Consider the following 16,458-nt stretch of genomic DNA (forward strand, 5'->3'; position numbering starts at 1 on the left):
AAGCGATGCTCCTGAACGATGGCTCACTGGGCGCGGCGGGCGAAGGCGGAGACGTCCACCACCGCGTCCGCCACCGCCTCGCGGGTGTCGGCGTCGTGGAAGATGCCGAGCAGGCCGGTGCCGCCGGCCTTCTTCTCGGCGATGAGGTCGATGACCACCTGGCGGTTCACCGCGTCCAGCGAGGCGGTGGGCTCGTCCAGCAGCAGCAAGGGCTGGCTGGCGATGAAGCCGCGCGCCACGTTGACCCGCTGCTGCTCGCCGCCGGAGAAGGTGGCCGGCGGCAGGCCCCACAAGCGCTCCGGCAGGTTGAGCCGGGCCAGCAGGGCTTTCGCCGTCTCGCGCGCCTGCTCCGGCGCGGTGCCTTCCGCGATCAGCGGTTCGGCCACCACGTCGAGGGCGGCGACGCGGGGGATGACGCGCAGGAACTGGCTGACATAGCCGATGCGGCGGCGGCGCAGGTCCAGCATGCGGCGGGGCGCGGCATGGGCCACGTCCACCGCGCCGTCGTCGTCCGCCAGCCAGATGGCGCCGGCGTCGGTGCGGTAGTTGCCATAGACCATCTTGAGGATGGAGCTCTTGCCGGCGCCGGACGGGCCGCCGAGCGCGACGCAGGTGCCGGCGCGCACCTCCAGCGTGGCGCCCTCCACCACCGGCAGGCGGGTGCCGCCGCGCAGGTGCAGGGTGAAGGCCTTGGCGAGGTTTTCCACGCGCAAGAGCGTGCCCGGAGGCAGCAGGGGGGCTGGAACGGGGGCGCCGGCGGCGGGGGAGGTGTGGAGCGTCATGCGGCAAGCACCGAGGAGACGAGGAGCTGGGTATAGGGCTCGCGCGGATCGTCGAGCACCTGGTCGGTGAGGCCCTCCTCGATCACCGCGCCGTCCTTCATCACCATGATGCGGTGGGAGAGCAGGCGGGCCACCGCGAGGTCATGGGTGACGATGACCACTGCGAGGCCGAGGTCGGCCACCAGCGAGCGGATCAGGTCCAGCAGGCGCGCCTGCACCGAGACGTCGAGGCCGCCGGTGGGCTCGTCCATGAACACGAGGCGCGGGCGGGTGACGAGGTTGCGGGCGATCTGCAGGCGCTGGCGCATGCCGCCGGAGAAGGCGCGGGGATCGTCGTCGATGCGGTCGGCCTGGATCTCGACGCGGCCGAGCCAGTCGATGGCCTCCTCGCGGATGCCGGCATAGTTGCGCCAGCCCACCGCCATCAGCCGCTCGCCCACATTGCCGCCGGCGGAGACCGCCATGCGCAGGCCCTGCTCCGCATGCTGGCGCACGAAGCCCCAGTCGGTGCGCAGCAGCAGGCGCCGCTCGCCTTCCGAGAGATCCGCCAGGTCGCGCATCTCGCCGTCGCGCATGCGGTAGCTGACGCGCCCGGCGCTGGGCGCAAGCTCGGTGGACAGGAGGCCGAGCAGCGTGGACTTGCCCGAGCCGCTCTCGCCGACGATGGCCAGCACCTCGCCGGGGTGCAGGGTGAGGGAGACGTCGCGGCAGCCCAGGCGCGCGCCGTAATAGCGCGTCAGCTTGTCGGCCACCAGAAGGGGAGCATCGCCGGTCATTGCGCGGCCTCGACGGCAAGAGTTGGAAGGATCGCCTCGTCCACGGCGGCACGGCCCCCCTCCCCCCTTGCGGGGGAGGGCTGGGGAGAGGGGTGGAGCCCTCTCCATTGGGTGGACGGGGGGAGCGCGGAGCGGGCCATGCCCGGCAGGCTCGCAAGCGGCACGCGCGTCACCCCCCTCCCAACCCTCCCCCGCAAGGGGGGAGGGCTTTTGGCGTAGCTCGCCCGCAAGGGAGGCGGGCTTTTTGTGGGGTGCCGGCCCGAGGCGGGGAGCCCTCCGACGATGGGGCAGGCATCGCCGGTCATTGCGCGGCCTCGGTGGACAGGGGGGCGATGGGCGAGGGTTCGGGCATCGCCTCGCCGGCGGGGGTGAGGTCCACGTGCAGGCTCACGCCGTGGCGGCGGAAGCCGAGCTTCTCGTAGAATTCGTGCGCCCGCACGCGCTTGGCGTTGGAGGAGAGGACCAGCTTGTAGCAGCCCTTCTCCGCCGCCTTCCGCATGGCGAAGCGCATCATCACGCCGCCCACCCCGCCACCCTGGCGGGCGGGGTCCACCACCACGTCCTCGACGATGGCGGAGGGCGCGCCGAGATGGCCGAGATTGTCCATGATGAGCAGGGCCAAAGTGCCGACCACGGCGCCCGCATCTTCGGCCACGTAGAGCACATAGTCGGGATAGCGCGCGAAGCGGGCGAACAGCGCCCTGGCCTCGGCCATGGGCAAGGTCTTGCCGTCGTCCATGCCCGGCTGGGCATAGAGGGCGAGCACGGCGGGCAGGTCGTCCTCGGTGGCCGGGCGCATGGTGATCGCGCTTGTCGCAAGCGGGCTCATTCCGCAGCCTCCGGCGCGGGGGCGCTCATCTCGCCGGTGTGGCCCTCGGCCTGCCGGGTGTTGCAGTAATCGGTGTCCGAGCACACGAACATGCGCCCGCCGCGATCATCCAGGATCACCTCGTCCAGATAGACGCCATGGGCGCCGCAGAGCGCGCAGGGCTTGGCGAAATGCTGCACGCGGAAGGGATGGTCCTCGAAATCCAGCGGCACCACTTTGGTGTGGGGCGGGATGGCGTAGATGCGCTTCTCGCGCCCCGCGCCGAACAATTGCAGCGCCGGGCTGTCGTCCATCTTCGGATTGTCGAACTTGGGGATGGGCGAGGGGTCCATCACATAGCGCCCCGCCACCTCCACCGGATAGGCATAGGTGGTGGCGATGTGGCCGTGGCGGGCGATGTCCTCATAGAGCTTCACATGCATCAGGCCGTAGTCGGCGAGGCCGTGCAGCTTGCGGGTCTCGGTCTCGCGCGGCTCCAGGAAGCGCAGCGGCTCGGGGATCGGCACCTGATAGACCAGCACCTGCCCGGCCTGGAGCGCGCCCTCCGGGATGCGGTGGCGGGTCTGGATGATTGTGGCGTCCTGCGTGCGGGTGGTGGTGGCCACCCCGGCGGTGGTCTCGAAGAAGCCGCGGATGGCCACCGCATTGGTGGTGTCGTCCGAGCCCTGGTCGATCACTTTCAGCACATCGTCGGGGCCGAGGATGGCGGCGGTCACCTGCACGCCGCCGGTGCCCCAGCCATAGGGCATGGGCATCTCGCGGCTGGCGAACGGCACCTGATAGCCGGGAATGGCGATGGCTTTGAGGATGGCCCGGCGGATCATCCTCTTGGTCTGCTCGTCCAGATAGGCGAAATTGTAGGTGATGGCCGGCATGCCCGCCGGGGTCTTCGCCTGCCGGGTTTCGGCTTGACGGGCTTCGGCCTGCCGGCTCTCGGCCTGCGGGGTCGGGGTCTGGGCGTTCATTCCGCCGCCTCCTGGGTGGTCTGGGGCAAGGCGTCCCCGTGCTCGGCGCGCATGCGGCGCACCAGCTCCAGCTCGGCCTGGAAATCCACGTAGTGGGGCAGCTTCAGATGCTCCACGAAGCCGGTGGCCTGCACATTGTCGGAATGGGAGAGGACGAATTCCTCGTCCTGCGCCGGGGCGCTCTTCTCCTCGCCCAGTTCGGCGAAGCGCAGCGCCCGGTCCACCAGGGCCATGGACATGGCCTTGCGCTCGCTCTGGCCGAAGGCGAAGCCGTAGCCGCGGGTGAATTGCGGTGGCACCTCGGCCGAGCCCTTGAACTGGTTGACCATCTGGCATTCGGTGACGGAGACCGCGCCGAGCGGCACGGCAAAGCCCAGCTCCTCCACGAACAATTCCACCTCCACCTCGCCGAAGCGCACCTCGCCGACGAAGGGATGGGTGCGGGCATAGCCGCGCTGGGTGGAATAGCCGAGCGCCAGCAGGAAGCCCTCGTCGCCGCGCGCCAGGTTCTGCAGGCGCAAGGGGCGGTCGGCGGGAAAGCTCAAGGGCTCGCGGGTCAGGTCGCGCGGGTCCTCGCCGCTGGCCGGGGCGGGCTCGATCAGCCCCTCTCCGTCCAGGATGTCGGTGACGCGGGGCATGGCGGCGATGCCGGCGCCGGCGTCGTCCGGCAGCGGCGCGCGCGCGGGCTCCGCCGGGGCTGCGCCGCCGCCGGCGAGGCTGGGGTCCAGCAGGCGGTGGGTGTAGTCGAAGGTGGGGCCGAGCACCTGCCCGCCGGGCATGTCCTTGTAGGTGGCGGAGATGCGCCGCTCCACCCGCATCCGCGCCGTGTCCACCGGCAGGCAGTAGCCGAAGCGCGGCAGCGTGGTGCGGAAGGCGCGCACCAGGAAGATGGCCTCGATCAGGTCGCCGCGCGCCTGCTTGATGGCCAGCGCGGCCAGCGGCCGGTCATAGAGTGAGCCTTCGCTCATCACCCGGTCCACCGCCAGGGTGAGCTGGCCGGCGATCTGGTCGATGCCGATCTCCGGCACGGCGGGGTCGCCGCGCCGGGTCTCGGCCAGCAGGGCATGGGCATTGCGGATGGCGGTCTCGCCACCCTTGACGGCCACATACATGGATCAGCCCTCGTCTTGGAGGCGCACGGAGCGCGGCAAGGCCGCGACGGCGCCGGGCGCGGTGAGGATGAGGTCGAGCCCGAGCGGGAACAGCGCCCGGTTGGCGGCGAGGCGGGCGGCGAAATCGGCCGGCAAAGGATGGGCGCCGAAGCCGCGCCAGCCCTTGATGCCCGGCCCCTCCAGCACCAGCGGGGCGGCATCGAAGCGCTCCACCGCCAGGATCAGCGTGGTGGAGCGGTCGGGATAGTCCGGCTCGCCCTGGGCGAAGCTGTCGAAGGCGGGCAGGGCCGCCGGGTCCGCCACCAGAGCGAAGCGGGCGGCGGCGGGGTCGCCGGTCAGGGGCGCGCCGGTGTGGAAGCGCAGGAAATCGGCCGTCTCCGGCGCGGCGGCGAGCGCCGGGTCGAGCCAGACCGGGGTCTCGTAGTCGATCAGCGCCAGGGCGCTCGCCGCCATCTCCGGGGTGAGCGGGGCGGGCGGCGCGAGGCGGGTGTCGAGCGGCACCACGTCGCCGGGCTGGGCCATGGCCCACATCAGCGCCTTGAACGCCGCCTGCGAGTCGCGCACCGGATCGGCGAAGCCGAGGGCAAGGGCGGGCATCAGTCTTCTCCGCGGACCATGGTGAAGAAATTGACCTTGGTGGCCTGGGTCTTCTCCTGCGCCACCAGGGCCTCGGCCACGAGGCGGCGGCGCACGCCGGCCAGCGCCTCCTCCACCGCGCCGCGCAGGGCGGCGTCCTGCCAGAGCGCGTCCAGGATGGCAGCGGCGCGGGCGCGCACCGGGTCGCGCCCGAGCAGGTAGGAGACGCCGGTAGGCCCGCCCTCGATGCGCACGGCGGCGCGGGTGACGGTGGCCTCGCCGACGTTGAAGGCGTCGCCGTCGCCGCCGATGCGCCCGCGCACCATGGCAAGGCCGACTTCCGCCGGGCGCAGGTCATGGATCGGCGGCAGCGGCTTGAAGCGCTCCACCGCCGCCTTCAGTTCCTCGGCCGTGGCGCGCGCCAGCGTGGCCATCATCGCCTGGCGCAGGGCCTGATCCCCCTGCGGGGCACCGTCTTCCACCGACATGCCTGCGTGTCTCCCTATCCGCGCTGGGGATATGGACAGCATTTGTATAAAAGTCTATACAATTGTGCAAGCGGGTGGGACGGGCAGAAGGGGGTTCGCTTGCAAGGCCGGGACAGCATCGACCAGCGCGACGGAAATCCGGGTGACGGGACCATGGACGACGTCGATCACGGCGTGATGACGGCGCAGGAGCCCGGCGATCTACGCCGGGGCAGCGGCGTGGCGTTGTGGAAGCAGATCGCCGAGACGCTGGAGGGCGAGATCGCCTCCGGCCAGCGCCGCGCGGGCGCGCGCCTGCCGGTGGAGGCGGAACTGGCGGAGCGCTTCGGCGTCAACCGCCACACCGTGCGCCGGGCCCTCTCGGTGCTGGCCGAGCGGGGGCTGGTGGAGGCCACCGCCGGGCGCGGCACCTTCGTCAAGGAGCCGCCGCTGCGCTATCCCATCGGCCCGCGCACGCGCTTCTCCGAGATCGTGCTGGCCAGCGGGCGCGAGCCGCACGGCCGCTTTCTCGGCTCGCAGGTGGAGACGGCCTCGCCCGAGGTGGCGCGCGAGCTGTGCGTGCCGCCCGGCACGCCGGTGCTGCGCATCGACACCATGCACGAGGCGGACGGGGTGCCGATCTCCTGCGGCACCGCCTGGTTCGTGCAGGCGCGCTGCCAGGACCTCGACCTCGTCTATGCCGCCACCGGCTCGCTGACGCGGGCGCTCTCGACGCTGGGCATCATCGACTTCCGCCGCAAGGAGACCCGCCTCGGCGCGCGCCCGGCGGACGAGCGCGAGCGCGAGCTGCTCTCGCTTGCCGCCGGCCGCTCTGTCATGGTGGTGGAGCGCGTGGACGTGGACGTGGCCGGCGTGCCCCTGCAATGGGGCCGCTCCAGCTTCGCCGCCGACCGCGTGCAGCTGATCATCAAGCCCTGAACCTTACCGCCCCGAACGCCATCGCCCCGGGCCGCCCGCCCCCCAGCCGCCGAGAGAGGACGCCATGAGCCGCATCGAGACCCTCGACCAGTTGCGCACCCACTACAAGCCGGTGTCCAGCCGGGCGGCGCAGAAGGTCCTGGCCCGGCTCGACCGGCATTGCATGAGCTTCATCGGCCTCTCGCCCTTCGTGATGCTGGCCACCTCCAGCGCCGCCGGGGCGCTGGACGTGACGCCGCGCGGCGACCATCCCGGCTTCGTCGGGATCGAGGACGACACCACCCTGCTGCTGCCGGACCGGCCGGGCAACAACCGCCTGGACAGCCTCAGCAACATCCTGGAGCATCCCGGCGTCGGCCTGATCTTCCTCATCCCCGGCGTGGACGAGACGCTGCGCGTCAACGGCACGGCGGAGATCCGCGTGGACGCGGACTTGCGGGCGCGCTTCGCGGTCGGCGGCAAGCTGCCCACCTCGGTGCTGCGCATCACCGTGCGCGAGGCCTATCTGCACTGCGCCAAGGCGTTCATGCGCTCGGGCCTGTGGAACCCGGACGTGCAGGTGGAGCGCTCGGTGCTGCCGACCCTGGGCGAGATGCTGCGCGACCAGATCGGCCTTGCCGAGGCGGAGAGCCAGGAGGCCATGCTCGCCCGCTTCAAGGAAGCCATGTACTGAACGGACGCCATGGCCCGAGGCGGGCGCGCCGCCTGCCTCGTGAGCGGCGGCTCAGGCCGCCGCCCGCCGCGCCGCCTCAGGCCGAGGCGACCTTGCGGCCGATGATGGCGAAGCGCAGGCGCGAGGACACGAAGTCGATCGCCGCCACCGTCAGCAGGATCATGATGATGATCACGCACACCTCCTGCATTTGCAGGGTGCGGATGAATTCGGTGAGATAGCCGCCGATGCCGCCCGCCCCGACGATGCCGATGATGGTGGCCGAGCGGGTGTTGGATTCGAAGAAATAGAGCACCTGGCTCGCCATCACCGGCAGCACCTGCGGCAGCAGCGCGAAGCGCACCCGGTGCACGCCGCTGCCGCCGGCGGCGAGGATGCCCTCGGCCGGCTTGCGGTCGGCGGCCTCGATGGCCTCGGAGAACAATTTGCCGAAGGCGCCGAAGTCCGAGCAGGCGATGGCCAGCGCCCCGGCAAACGGGCCGAGGCCGACCACGTTGATCCACATCAGCGCCCAGATCAGCGTGTCCACCGAGCGCGACACGTCGAACACCCGGCGCAGCGAGAAGTGGACGAAGACGTTGGGCACCACGTTCTTGGCGGCGAGGAAGGCGACCGGGAAGGCCACCAGCGCCGCCGTGAGCGTGCCGAGGAAGGCGATCGCCAGGGTCTCGCCCAGCGCCTTCAGGAAGGCCGGCATGCGCCCGCCCGCGTCCGGCGGGAACAGCAGCGAGACGAACAGGCCGAGCCGGTCCAGCCCCATCCAGATGCGGCGCGGGTTGAAGTCGAGCGCCCAGGCGGCGAACACCGCCATCGCCAGCAGCGCGGCGAGGAGCGCGAAGGCGCGGGCGCGCCGCGCCGGATGGCTGCGGAAGGCGTCCGGATAGCGCGCGCGCATGGCGGCGGCGTCGGTGGCGAGCACCGGGCGCGGCGCGAGGACGGAGGGAGACGGGGAGGGGCTCACGGGCGCTGGTCCAAGGAGAGCAGGCGGTGGCGGATGCGCTCGGTGACGAGGTCGATGGTGATCACCGTGGCGATGATCATCAGCAGGATGGCGCTGACGTCGGTGTAGTAGAAATTGCGGATGGCGGTGAGGAACTCCTGGCCGATGCCGCCGGCGCCGACGAAGCCCAGCACGCCGGCGCCGCGCACGTTGATCTCGAAGCGCAGCAGGCCGTAGGAGGCGAAGTTGGACAGCACCTGCGGCAGCACGCCGAAGCGCACCCGCTGCATCCAGGTGGCGCCGGTGGCGGTGAGGCCCTCCACCGGCTTCATGTCGATATTCTCCACCACCTCGGCGAACAATTTGCCCAGCGCGCCGGTGGTGTGGATGGCGAGCGCCAGCACGCCCGGCACCGGGCCGAGGCCGAAGGCGAAGACGAAGATCAGCGCGAACACCACGTCCGGCACGGTGCGGCAGAATTCCAGATAGCGCCGCACGGCGAAGCGCAGCACCGGGTTGCGCACCAGATTGGCCGAGGCGAGGAAGCACAAGGCGAAGCCGCCGATGGCGCCGAGCAGCGTGCCGAGATAGGCCATCAGCAGCGTCTCGCCGAGCAGCCGCGACCAGGTCTTCAGGTCCCAGTACCAGGCGACGATGTCGGCGCGCGGCGTCTGCGCCGAGATGGACGGGATGGTCTTGGCCAGGTAGTCGCTGAAATTGGCGATGTTGGCGAAGGCGGCGGGCCGCACCTCGGCGAACCAGCCGGCGAACAGCATGAGGCCGGCCACCACGACGGCGACGGCGAGGCCGCGCAGGCGGCGGGTGGCGGTGGCGGCGTCATAGGACGCGGCGAGCGCCTCGGCCTGGGCCGGCGGCAGGGTCGGGACGGTGGCGGACATGGAGGGCGCGGCGCGAACGGGCGGGGGCGCGTGGCCCCCGCCGGTCCTTGCGATCAGGAGCGCTTCCGCTGGTCGTCGTTATACTTCACCATGCCGATGATGCCTTCATAGTCCTTGGCGGTGATCGGCGAGAACTCGATGTCCTTGCCGCCGGACAGCTTGTCGAAGGCGGCCTTGTCCTTCTTCGGGGCGTCGAGGAAGGCCTGGGCGATCTGCTTCTTCAGGTCCTCGGGCAGCGAGGCGAGCACGGCGAACGGCCCCTCGGGGATGAGGTCCGACTTGTAGACGATGCGGAAGTCGGCCTGGTTCAGCGGCTTGCCGTCGGCGGACTTCAGCAGGCCGCGGGCGGCGAGGCGGGTGAGGTAGCTGTCGGTCTCGGAGTTCCAGGCGTTGGCGGCGGCGTCCGCCGTGCCCTGGGCCACCGCGAGGACGGCGTTGTCATGGCTGCCGGCATAGACGCTCTTGCCGAAGTAGGAATCGACCGAATAGCCTTCCTTGTTCAGGAAGTAGCGCGGCGCCTGGTTGCCGGAGGTGGAGTTGGGGTCCACCAAAGCGATGGTCTTGCCCTTCAGGTCGGCCAGGGTCTTGTACGGGCTGTCCGCCTTCACCCACACCACCGAATAATAGCCGGTGAGGCCGGTGTTGTGGCGCTGCACCACCAGCGGCTCCACCTTCACGCCGGTGAGGATGGCGCGGGCGTAGGACGCCGGGCCGTAGAAGGCGATCTGCGCGCTGCCGGTGCGCTGGGCCTCGATCACCGCCGCATAGTCATTGGCGATGCGCAGCTTCACCGGAACGCCCAGCTCCTTGGAGAGATAGTCGGCGAACGGGGTGTAGATGTCGTTGGTGGCGGAGGCGTTCTCGGCCGGGATCACCGCGAAGGTGAGCTCGGGATACTGCTTCTTCCACTCCTGCGCGTGGGCGGCGCCGGCGGTAAGGGTCAAAGCGGCGGCGGCCGCGATCAGGCTGCGACGGGTGAGCATGGACTTCTCCTTCGGCATCAAGGCTTCAAGGCATATGGCCTCGCGCGCCGCCGGCCCGCGGCTGCGGGCAGGGAACGCACAAGGAATGGGGATACGCACGCGCCCGGCGCTACGGCCGGACCATCCTCACCGCGGCGGGGCGGCGGTGGCCGGCAGGGCTGCGGGGGCATGCCCGCCCGCCGCCACCGGGGCTTCCAGGTCCATGACCTCGCCGGCCTCCAGGCCGTAGAGGTCGCGGGCGACGGCGGGGGTGAGCGCTGAGGGCGCGCCGTCGAACACCACCTTGCCGCCCGCCATGCCCACCAGCCGGTCGCAATAGGTGCGGGCCAGCTCCAGGGAATGCAGGTTGCACATCACGGTGATGCCGAAATGCTTGTTGATGCGCAGCAGCGCATCCATCACCACCTTGGTGTTGCGCGGGTCGAGCGAGGCGATCGGCTCGTCGGCCAGGATCAGCCGCGGCTCCTGCACCAAAGCGCGGGCGATGGCCACGCGCTGCTGCTGTCCGCCGGACAGGCTGTCGGCGCGCTGCGCGGCAAGGTTGGCGATGTCGAACTGCTCCAGCGCGGAGAGGGCGACGGCCTTGTCCTCCTGGCTCCAGCTCTTGGACATGGCGCGCCAGCCGGCCATGGTGGAGAGGCGGCCCATCAGCACGTTGGTGAGCACGTCGAGCCGGCCGACCAGGTTGAACTGCTGGAAGATCATGGCGGCGCGGGCGCGCCACAGGCGCAGCTCGCGGCCCTTCAGGGCGGTGACGTCGCTGCCCTCGAACAGGATGCGGCCGGCGCTGGAATCCTGGAGGCGGTTGACCATCCGCAGCAGGGTGGACTTGCCCGCGCCGGAGCGGCCGATGACGCCGATGAAGGCGCCTTGCCCGATCTCAAGGTTCACGTCCGAGACGGCGGCCTTGCTGCCAAACCGGCATGTCAGTCCGTCGATCACGAGCATTGCGTCGCTCCGCTGGGGGACAGGAGCCCCCCACTTACGGGCATCGCACTACAATCATGTGACGGTCGCCGCCGCCTTTGGCCATATGACGCAAGGCTGGGTTTTCCGGGGATGCGACAGGGGAATGTGACGCCCCGTCGCGACGGTGTCATGAAGCCGGCCCGCCGCTTCCGCGCACCGCCCGCGCGCCGTCACGCAACGCCGCGCGCGCCTCGCCGCCGGCCTGCGGCCGTCGCCCCCACCCAACCCTCCCCCGCAGGCGGGAGAGGGCTTTTGCGGCACGCCGGCCGAGGCGTTGCGCATCGTGCCGGGGACGCGAGGTGTGACGGGACGGGGGCGACGAGGCGCGCGTTTCGCGGGGCCGCTGCGGCCGTGTTCGCGCGGGCGGCCGGGGCCTCCCTCTCCCACGCAGTGGGGGAGGGCCGGGGTGGGGGCCGCGCGCAGCGCGGGGAGCGATGAGGTGAGGGCAGCGTGGACGGTCGTCGCCCTCCGCTGCGGTCGCCGCCGGGGTCGCCTCCACCCAACCTTCCCCGCAGGCGGGAGAGGGCTTTCGGGTGCGCGCGGCCGCGACGTCGCGCGTCAGGCCGCAGCGGACTGCCGCGACGCCATATTGATGAGTGGGGCGCGAGGGGTGGGGGCCGCAAGCTGCGCGGGCGGTGGGGCACGGGCAATGGGCGCGGGCGGTGGGGCGCCGGCATCCCGGCCGAATCGGCTCCGCGTTTGATCATGAAGGGGGAGGCGGGCGCCGGAGAGGCTTGGGGCTCTCCGGCGCCGCGGGGTCGTTCCCTGCCGCGCGTGCGTTTTATTTTATCGTCGCGGTCGAACTCGAAGCTGCGGCCGGTCCCGTTTCCAGTCCGCCAGGCGATGTGGGGCTTCGAGGTGCGGTCTCGAAGGCAACCGTCGCGGCGAGGACTGCGTCAGGATTCTTGGCTCCACGTGTCTCAAGCCCGTCTGGGCGACCTCCCCAGGGAAAGCTTAGCAAAGCGTTGCGCAAATAAAAACAAGTATTGATGCTGCGGTGCGGGTCGCGCTATTGGCGCCGCAACATGCCGCTTCTGTGCGATGCGGTATCCACTTGGCCGCAAACGCGGTCCGGCGTGAAACGCTGGCGCGTCCGGTCCGCTCAGGCGGCGATGGCCCGCTCCAGGACGGCGGCGGCGGCCAGCGTGCGGTGGTCGCGGCCGAAGCGGCCCACCACCTGGATGCCGATGGGCAGGCCCTTGGGGCCCGTCAGGCCGGGCACGGAGACGCAAGGGCAGCCCATCAGCGTCCACAGCCGGTTGAAGACCGCCGAGCCGGTGGAGCCGTAGCCCTCCGGCGCCTCGCCCGGCGCGGCGAAGGTGATGAGCGCGTCATAATCGGCGAACAGGTCGCCCATGCGCTGGCGCGCCCGCTTGGCGGTGCGGCGCGCGGCGTCATAGGCGTCCGGGCGGATGGCGGCGGCGGCCGTCAGGTGCCCGGCGAGCAGCGGCGAGAGGAAGCCGCGATCGTAATCGTCGGCCAGCGAGACGGCGCCCTCGTAATCCTGGATGATGGCGTGCACGGCGTCCGCCGCCTCGATCTCGGCCGGCAGGTCCAGCTCGCGCACTTCGGCGCCTGCGGCCGCGGCGGCGCGTCCGGCGGCCTCCAGCGCCGCATGGGCGCCGGCATCGGCCAGATGCGCGCGGGCGGTGCGCACCAAGGCGAAGCGCGGCGGGGTCAGGTCGGTATCCACGAGGTCGAGGTCGCGCCCGGTGATGGCGCCGGCGCCGAACGCCACGTCCGCCACCCGGGCGCCGAACAGGCCCACGGTGTCGAGATGCCAGGAGAAGATCTTCATGCCCACCGTGGGCAGCAGGCGGAAGGTGGGCTTGTAGCCGGTGACGCCGCAGAACGAGGCCGGGCGCAGCACCGAGCCGCCGGTCTGGGTGCCGAGCGCCAGCGGCAGCATGCCGGCGGCCACCGCCGCCGCCGAGCCGGCCGAGGAGCCGCCCGGCGTGTGGCCGAGGCGGCGGGGATTGCGCGTGGCGGTGGGCTTCAGGAAGGCGAATTCGGTGGTGGTGGTCTTGCCGAGCACGAGGCCGCCGGCCCGCTTCACCTGCCGCACCACGGCGGCGTCGGTGCGCGGCTGGTTTCCGGCGTAGGCCTCCGAGCCATAGGCGGTGGGCAGGTCGGCGGTGTCGAGAATGTCCTTGATGCCCACCGGCAGGCCGGCCAGCGGGCGGGCGGCGAGGCCGGGCGCGGCGGCGGCCGCGCGGGCGCCGTCCAGATCCAGCGCGGCGAAGGCGCCCACGTCGGCCTCCTGCTCGGCGATGGCCAGCGCGCACAGCTCCACCACGTCGCGGGGCGAGAGGCGTTCGGCGCGGATGTCTTCGAACAGGTCGCGGGCGAGAAGCATGGGCGGCGGCTTTCCTGAGGGCGGGCTTGCTGGGCGGGCAGGATCAGCGGACAGGCAGAATCATTGGACGGGCAGAATCATTGGACCGGCAGGATACGGCGGCCGTTGCGGGCCGCATCGTCATAGACCTTGGTATCACCGGGGCGCTCGGAATAGCAGGTGCCGGCGATCACCGGCGTGCCGGCGGCGAGCAGCTGGCTGACCGTGACCAGCTGGTAGCCCTTGGCCTTCAGCGCGGGAATGAGGATGTGGAGCGCTTCCGCCGTATGCTTGCCGCGCCCGTTGGCGTGCATCAGCACGATGGAGCCGGGCTTGATCATGCGCAGCATGGTGTCGGCCATCAGCTTGGCGCCGAGGAAGGCCGGATCGCCCGAATCCACATCCCACTGGATGGCGAGGTGCCCGGTCTCGTTCACATAGCCGAGCGACTGCGCCGAGCATGAGCCATACGGAAAGCGGAACAGATGGGTGCGCTCGGGCACGCCGGGCACCGCGCAGCCCGCCGCCTGGGCCCCGGCGCGGCGGGTGGCGAAGGCGATGTCCGTATCCTCCACCTGCCGCTCCATGGCGGCCCCCGTGGTCACCGTCATGTTGGCGTGCGACCAGGTGTGGTTGCCCACCTCGAAGCGCGGGTCGGCGATCAGTTGCGAGGCGCGCTCGGGATGGCTGATCATCCATTTGCCGCCGGCGAAGAAGGTGGCCGGGGCATCCTGGTCGCGCAGGTAGTCCACCAGCGCGCCGTCATAGCCGGAGACCTCGCTGGAGGCCTCGCACAGGTCGAAGGTCAGGGCCACCATCTTCACGCCCGGCGGCAGGGTCACCCGGCGGATGGAGCCGGAGAGGCCGGCCGGCACCGGCTGTGGGGCCGGCAGGGCGCGCTCGGTCAAGGTGTTGCCGGTGGTGGTGTGGGGCTGCACCTTCTCCTCGCCCGGCACGGCGCGGAGCGCGCCGGGGGCATAGCAGGCGGGCGCGGCGGCGAGCGGCCCCGCGGCACAGAGGGCGAGGGCGGCGGCGAAAGCGGGGAGGATGCGGGAAGCGGGCACGGGCACAACGTTCGAGCGAGGCGAAGCAACGGGCTGAGCCGGGAGTGGCACGCCGGCGCCGGCGCCGCAAGCGCTTTGCGCCCGGCGCGGCGATCCGCCGGCGCCCGCATGGGCTCCGGCGCTGGGGAAGGTGCGCGCCGGATGCGGGTCTGCCGTGCCTTCGGTGGCATTTGCGCGGCGTTGCGCTATGGAACAGGCATGAGCGAGCCTTCCCCCGCGCGGCGGGGATATCACCACGGACACCTCAAGGACGCGCTGCTGGACGCGGCGCGCGACCTCGTGGCGGCCGGCGGCCCGGCGGGGGTGACGCTGGCGGAGGCCTCGCGGCGGGCCGGCGTCTCGCCCTCCGCGCCGTATCGCCATTTCAAGGATCGCGACGCGCTGATGGCGGCGCTGGCCGAGCGCGGCTTCGCGCTGTTCGCTGACCAGCTTGCGGGCGCCTTCGGCGGCGGCGCGCCGGACCCGACGGCGGCCTTCATGCGCGTGGGCGATGCCTATCTGGACTTCGCCCGCCGCGAGCCGGGGCTCTACGGCGCCATGTTCACCGCCTGCCCGCCGGGCGGCAAGCCGGCGACGCCGTCGGGCGGGCGTGCCTTCGACCTGCTGGTGGCGGCGGCGCGCGATGCGGGTGGCGGGCCGGACCTGCCGCAGGAGAGCATCCTCGCCATCTGGGCGCTGGCGCACGGGGCGGCGACGCTGGCCGCCTCCGGTCATCTGGAGGCCGCCGAGGCCCGCGCCGCCTTGCACGCCGGCGTGCTGGCGATCCTCACGGGCGCCGGCGCCGGCTGATCATCGCCCGCCGACCATAGCCCGCATTGACACGCGGCCGATGTTGAATGTAAATGTTAATTACATTCACATATGAGGTGCTGCCATGAGCCGCTGCTCTTTCTCCTTCCAGGGTTCCGCCTGTCGCATGGGCGATCGCCAGCCCTGGAGGGGCTGGGAGATCGCCGCCATGGTGCTGGGCTTCATCGTCTTCTGGCCGCTGGGCCTCGCCATGCTGATCTACAAGAAGGTGCGGGACCGGGCGTCGGCCCGCCCGGTCGCCTTGCGCTTCGGCCCGCTGTCCCGCGATACCGGAAACGTCGCATTCGAGGCGTACAAGGCGGACGAAATCCGCCGTCTCGAAGAGGAGCGGCGACGGCTGGCGGCGGAGCAGGGCGCGTTCGAGGACTTCCTCTACGACCTGAAACGGGCCAAGGATCGGGAGGAGTTCGATGCCTTTATCGCCCGGCGTGCGGCGCAGCCTCGGCCAGGAGCCTGACATGCGGCCCTGCGCGCTCGTCACCGGCGCCAGCACCGGCATCGGCTATGAACTGGCCCTGCTGCTCGCCCGCGACGGCCACCGCCTGGTGCTGGTCTCGCGCGACCGCGAGCGGCTGGAGAGCGCCGCCGCGCGGCTCAGGGCGGAGGTGCCGGGGGTGGCCATCGAGACCCATCCGGTCGATCTCGCCGACCCGGACGGGCTGGAGGAGGTCTGCGCCCGCGCCGCCCACCTGGCGCCGGACGTGCTGGTCAACAATGCCGGCTTTGGTGGCTACGGCCCGTTCGCCCGCACCAGCCCGGCGGAGGAGGCGGCGATGATCGCCACCAATGTCACCGCTTTGACCATGCTGGCCAAGGCAGTGCTGCCGGGCATGCTGGAGCGCAGCACCGGCCGCATCCTCAACGTCGGCTCCACCGCCAGCTTCGCCCCCGGCCCGTTCGCCGCCGTCTATGCGGCCACCAAGGCCTATGTGCTGTCCTTCTCCGAGGCGCTGGCGGAGGAGACGCGCGGCTCCGGCGTCACCGTCACCGCGCTCTGCCCCGGCCCCACCCACACACGCTTCGCCGCCCGCGCCAGCATGGGCGGCACGCGGGTGTTCCGCGGGCCGGTGGCGCAGGCGGGCGAGGTGGCGCGGATCGGCTATGACGCGCTCCAGGCGGGCCGGAGCGTGGTGGTGGTCGGCCGCGTCAACCGCCTCATGCTGTTCGCCATCCGCTTCACCCCCCGGCGCATCGTGGCGCTGATCTCAAGGCGGGAGCTGAGCGAGGTGGCCCCGGCCTGAGCGCGGCCCATCAGCGGCACGCGGCTGAACCATCAGCAGATTCCATTTGTGCTGGGCGGCGCCGCGCGGTAACGGGCGCAGACACGTCCTCCGCCTGC

Annotated in this window: 18 protein-coding genes; 5 read left to right on the plus strand and 13 right to left on the minus strand. The window is 71.5% G+C overall.

What is annotated here, in order from left to right:
- Positions 1-23 precede the first annotated feature (23 nt).
- From phnL to phnG, 7 genes are all read right to left on the minus strand, one after another.
- On the minus strand, positions 24-782 hold the full coding sequence (gene phnL / locus YU1_RS0112310) for a phosphonate C-P lyase system protein PhnL (RefSeq protein WP_084539831.1): 759 nt from the start codon (positions 780-782) through the stop codon (positions 24-26).
- Entirely contained in the window at positions 779-1,558 is a 780-nt protein-coding gene (phnK, locus tag YU1_RS0112315; RefSeq protein ID WP_029004334.1) for a phosphonate C-P lyase system protein PhnK, read from the minus strand. Before phnK ends, phnL begins: the two co-directional genes overlap by 4 nt.
- A gap of 301 nt (positions 1,559-1,859) precedes the next feature.
- The gene (locus YU1_RS29200) at positions 1,860-2,387 is read right to left on the minus strand and encodes a GNAT family N-acetyltransferase (protein WP_051356794.1); all 528 of its coding nucleotides are present in this window, start codon (positions 2,385-2,387) and stop codon (positions 1,860-1,862) included.
- Positions 2,384-3,262 (minus strand): alpha-D-ribose 1-methylphosphonate 5-phosphate C-P-lyase PhnJ, encoded by an 879-nt coding sequence (locus YU1_RS0112325; protein WP_029004335.1) that lies wholly within the window; start codon positions 3,260-3,262, stop codon positions 2,384-2,386. The genes YU1_RS29200 and YU1_RS0112325 overlap by 4 nt, the downstream gene beginning before the upstream one ends.
- An 86-nt stretch (positions 3,263-3,348) precedes the next feature.
- Complete coding sequence (locus YU1_RS0112330; RefSeq protein ID WP_029004336.1) at positions 3,349-4,464, minus strand: carbon-phosphorus lyase complex subunit; 1,116 nt, start codon at positions 4,462-4,464, stop codon at positions 3,349-3,351.
- Between the two features lie 3 nt (positions 4,465-4,467).
- The gene (gene phnH / locus YU1_RS0112335; protein WP_029004337.1) at positions 4,468-5,061 is read right to left on the minus strand and encodes a phosphonate C-P lyase system protein PhnH; all 594 of its coding nucleotides are present in this window, start codon (positions 5,059-5,061) and stop codon (positions 4,468-4,470) included.
- The gene (phnG, locus tag YU1_RS0112340) at positions 5,061-5,528 is read right to left on the minus strand and encodes a phosphonate C-P lyase system protein PhnG (RefSeq protein WP_245263306.1); all 468 of its coding nucleotides are present in this window, start codon (positions 5,526-5,528) and stop codon (positions 5,061-5,063) included. The genes phnH and phnG overlap by 1 nt, the downstream gene beginning before the upstream one ends.
- A 153-nt stretch (positions 5,529-5,681) precedes the next feature.
- On the opposite strand from phnG, the gene phnF reads away from it, so the two are divergent.
- The gene (phnF, locus tag YU1_RS0112345) at positions 5,682-6,446 is read left to right on the plus strand and encodes a phosphonate metabolism transcriptional regulator PhnF (protein ID WP_084539832.1); all 765 of its coding nucleotides are present in this window, start codon (positions 5,682-5,684) and stop codon (positions 6,444-6,446) included.
- A gap of 64 nt (positions 6,447-6,510) precedes the next feature.
- Positions 6,511-7,119: a pyridoxamine 5'-phosphate oxidase family protein gene (locus tag YU1_RS0112350; RefSeq protein WP_029004340.1), complete on the plus strand. Its 609-nt coding sequence runs from the start codon at positions 6,511-6,513 to the stop codon at positions 7,117-7,119.
- A 76-nt stretch (positions 7,120-7,195) separates the two neighbouring features.
- On the opposite strand, the gene phnE (YU1_RS0112355) is transcribed toward YU1_RS0112350, so the two are convergent.
- The 6 genes from phnE (YU1_RS0112355) to YU1_RS32660 all read right to left on the minus strand — a co-directional run bounded on the left by phnE (YU1_RS0112355) (position 7,196) and on the right by YU1_RS32660 (position 14,309).
- Positions 7,196-8,014 (minus strand): phosphonate ABC transporter, permease protein PhnE, encoded by an 819-nt coding sequence (phnE, locus tag YU1_RS0112355; protein ID WP_051356808.1) that lies wholly within the window; start codon positions 8,012-8,014, stop codon positions 7,196-7,198.
- 62 nt (positions 8,015-8,076) lie between these two features.
- Positions 8,077-8,958 (minus strand): phosphonate ABC transporter, permease protein PhnE, encoded by an 882-nt coding sequence (phnE, locus tag YU1_RS0112360; protein ID WP_029004342.1) that lies wholly within the window; start codon positions 8,956-8,958, stop codon positions 8,077-8,079.
- 53 nt (positions 8,959-9,011) lie between these two features.
- Positions 9,012-9,941: a phosphonate ABC transporter substrate-binding protein gene (gene phnD, locus YU1_RS0112365; RefSeq protein WP_029004343.1), complete on the minus strand. Its 930-nt coding sequence runs from the start codon at positions 9,939-9,941 to the stop codon at positions 9,012-9,014.
- A 126-nt stretch (positions 9,942-10,067) separates the two neighbouring features.
- Positions 10,068-10,889 (minus strand): phosphonate ABC transporter ATP-binding protein, encoded by an 822-nt coding sequence (phnC, locus tag YU1_RS0112370; protein WP_029004344.1) that lies wholly within the window; start codon positions 10,887-10,889, stop codon positions 10,068-10,070.
- A 1,123-nt stretch (positions 10,890-12,012) separates the two neighbouring features.
- Positions 12,013-13,266: an amidase gene (locus YU1_RS0112375; RefSeq protein WP_029004345.1), complete on the minus strand. Its 1,254-nt coding sequence runs from the start codon at positions 13,264-13,266 to the stop codon at positions 12,013-12,015.
- A 77-nt stretch (positions 13,267-13,343) separates the two neighbouring features.
- Positions 13,344-14,309, minus strand: a complete 966-nt coding sequence (locus tag YU1_RS32660; RefSeq protein WP_198018909.1) for a polysaccharide deacetylase family protein — start codon at positions 14,307-14,309, stop codon at positions 13,344-13,346.
- A 198-nt stretch (positions 14,310-14,507) separates the two neighbouring features.
- Between YU1_RS32660 and YU1_RS33435 the strand changes: the two genes are divergently transcribed.
- The 3 genes from YU1_RS33435 to YU1_RS0112395 all read left to right on the plus strand — a co-directional run bounded on the left by YU1_RS33435 (position 14,508) and on the right by YU1_RS0112395 (position 16,360).
- Positions 14,508-15,098 (plus strand): TetR/AcrR family transcriptional regulator, encoded by a 591-nt coding sequence (locus YU1_RS33435; RefSeq protein WP_051356796.1) that lies wholly within the window; start codon positions 14,508-14,510, stop codon positions 15,096-15,098.
- Positions 15,099-15,183: 85 nt separating this feature from the next.
- The gene (locus YU1_RS0112390; protein ID WP_029004346.1) at positions 15,184-15,576 is read left to right on the plus strand and encodes a DUF2852 domain-containing protein; all 393 of its coding nucleotides are present in this window, start codon (positions 15,184-15,186) and stop codon (positions 15,574-15,576) included.
- A gap of 1 nt (position 15,577) precedes the next feature.
- A complete protein-coding gene (locus YU1_RS0112395) occupies positions 15,578-16,360 on the plus strand; it encodes an SDR family NAD(P)-dependent oxidoreductase (RefSeq protein ID WP_029004347.1) in 783 nt (260 codons plus the stop codon).
- The last annotated feature ends 98 nt before the right edge of the window (positions 16,361-16,458 follow it).

The sequence above is a fragment of the Azorhizobium doebereinerae UFLA1-100 genome (assembly GCF_000473085.1).
GTDB lineage: Bacteria > Pseudomonadota > Alphaproteobacteria > Rhizobiales > Xanthobacteraceae > Azorhizobium > Azorhizobium doebereinerae.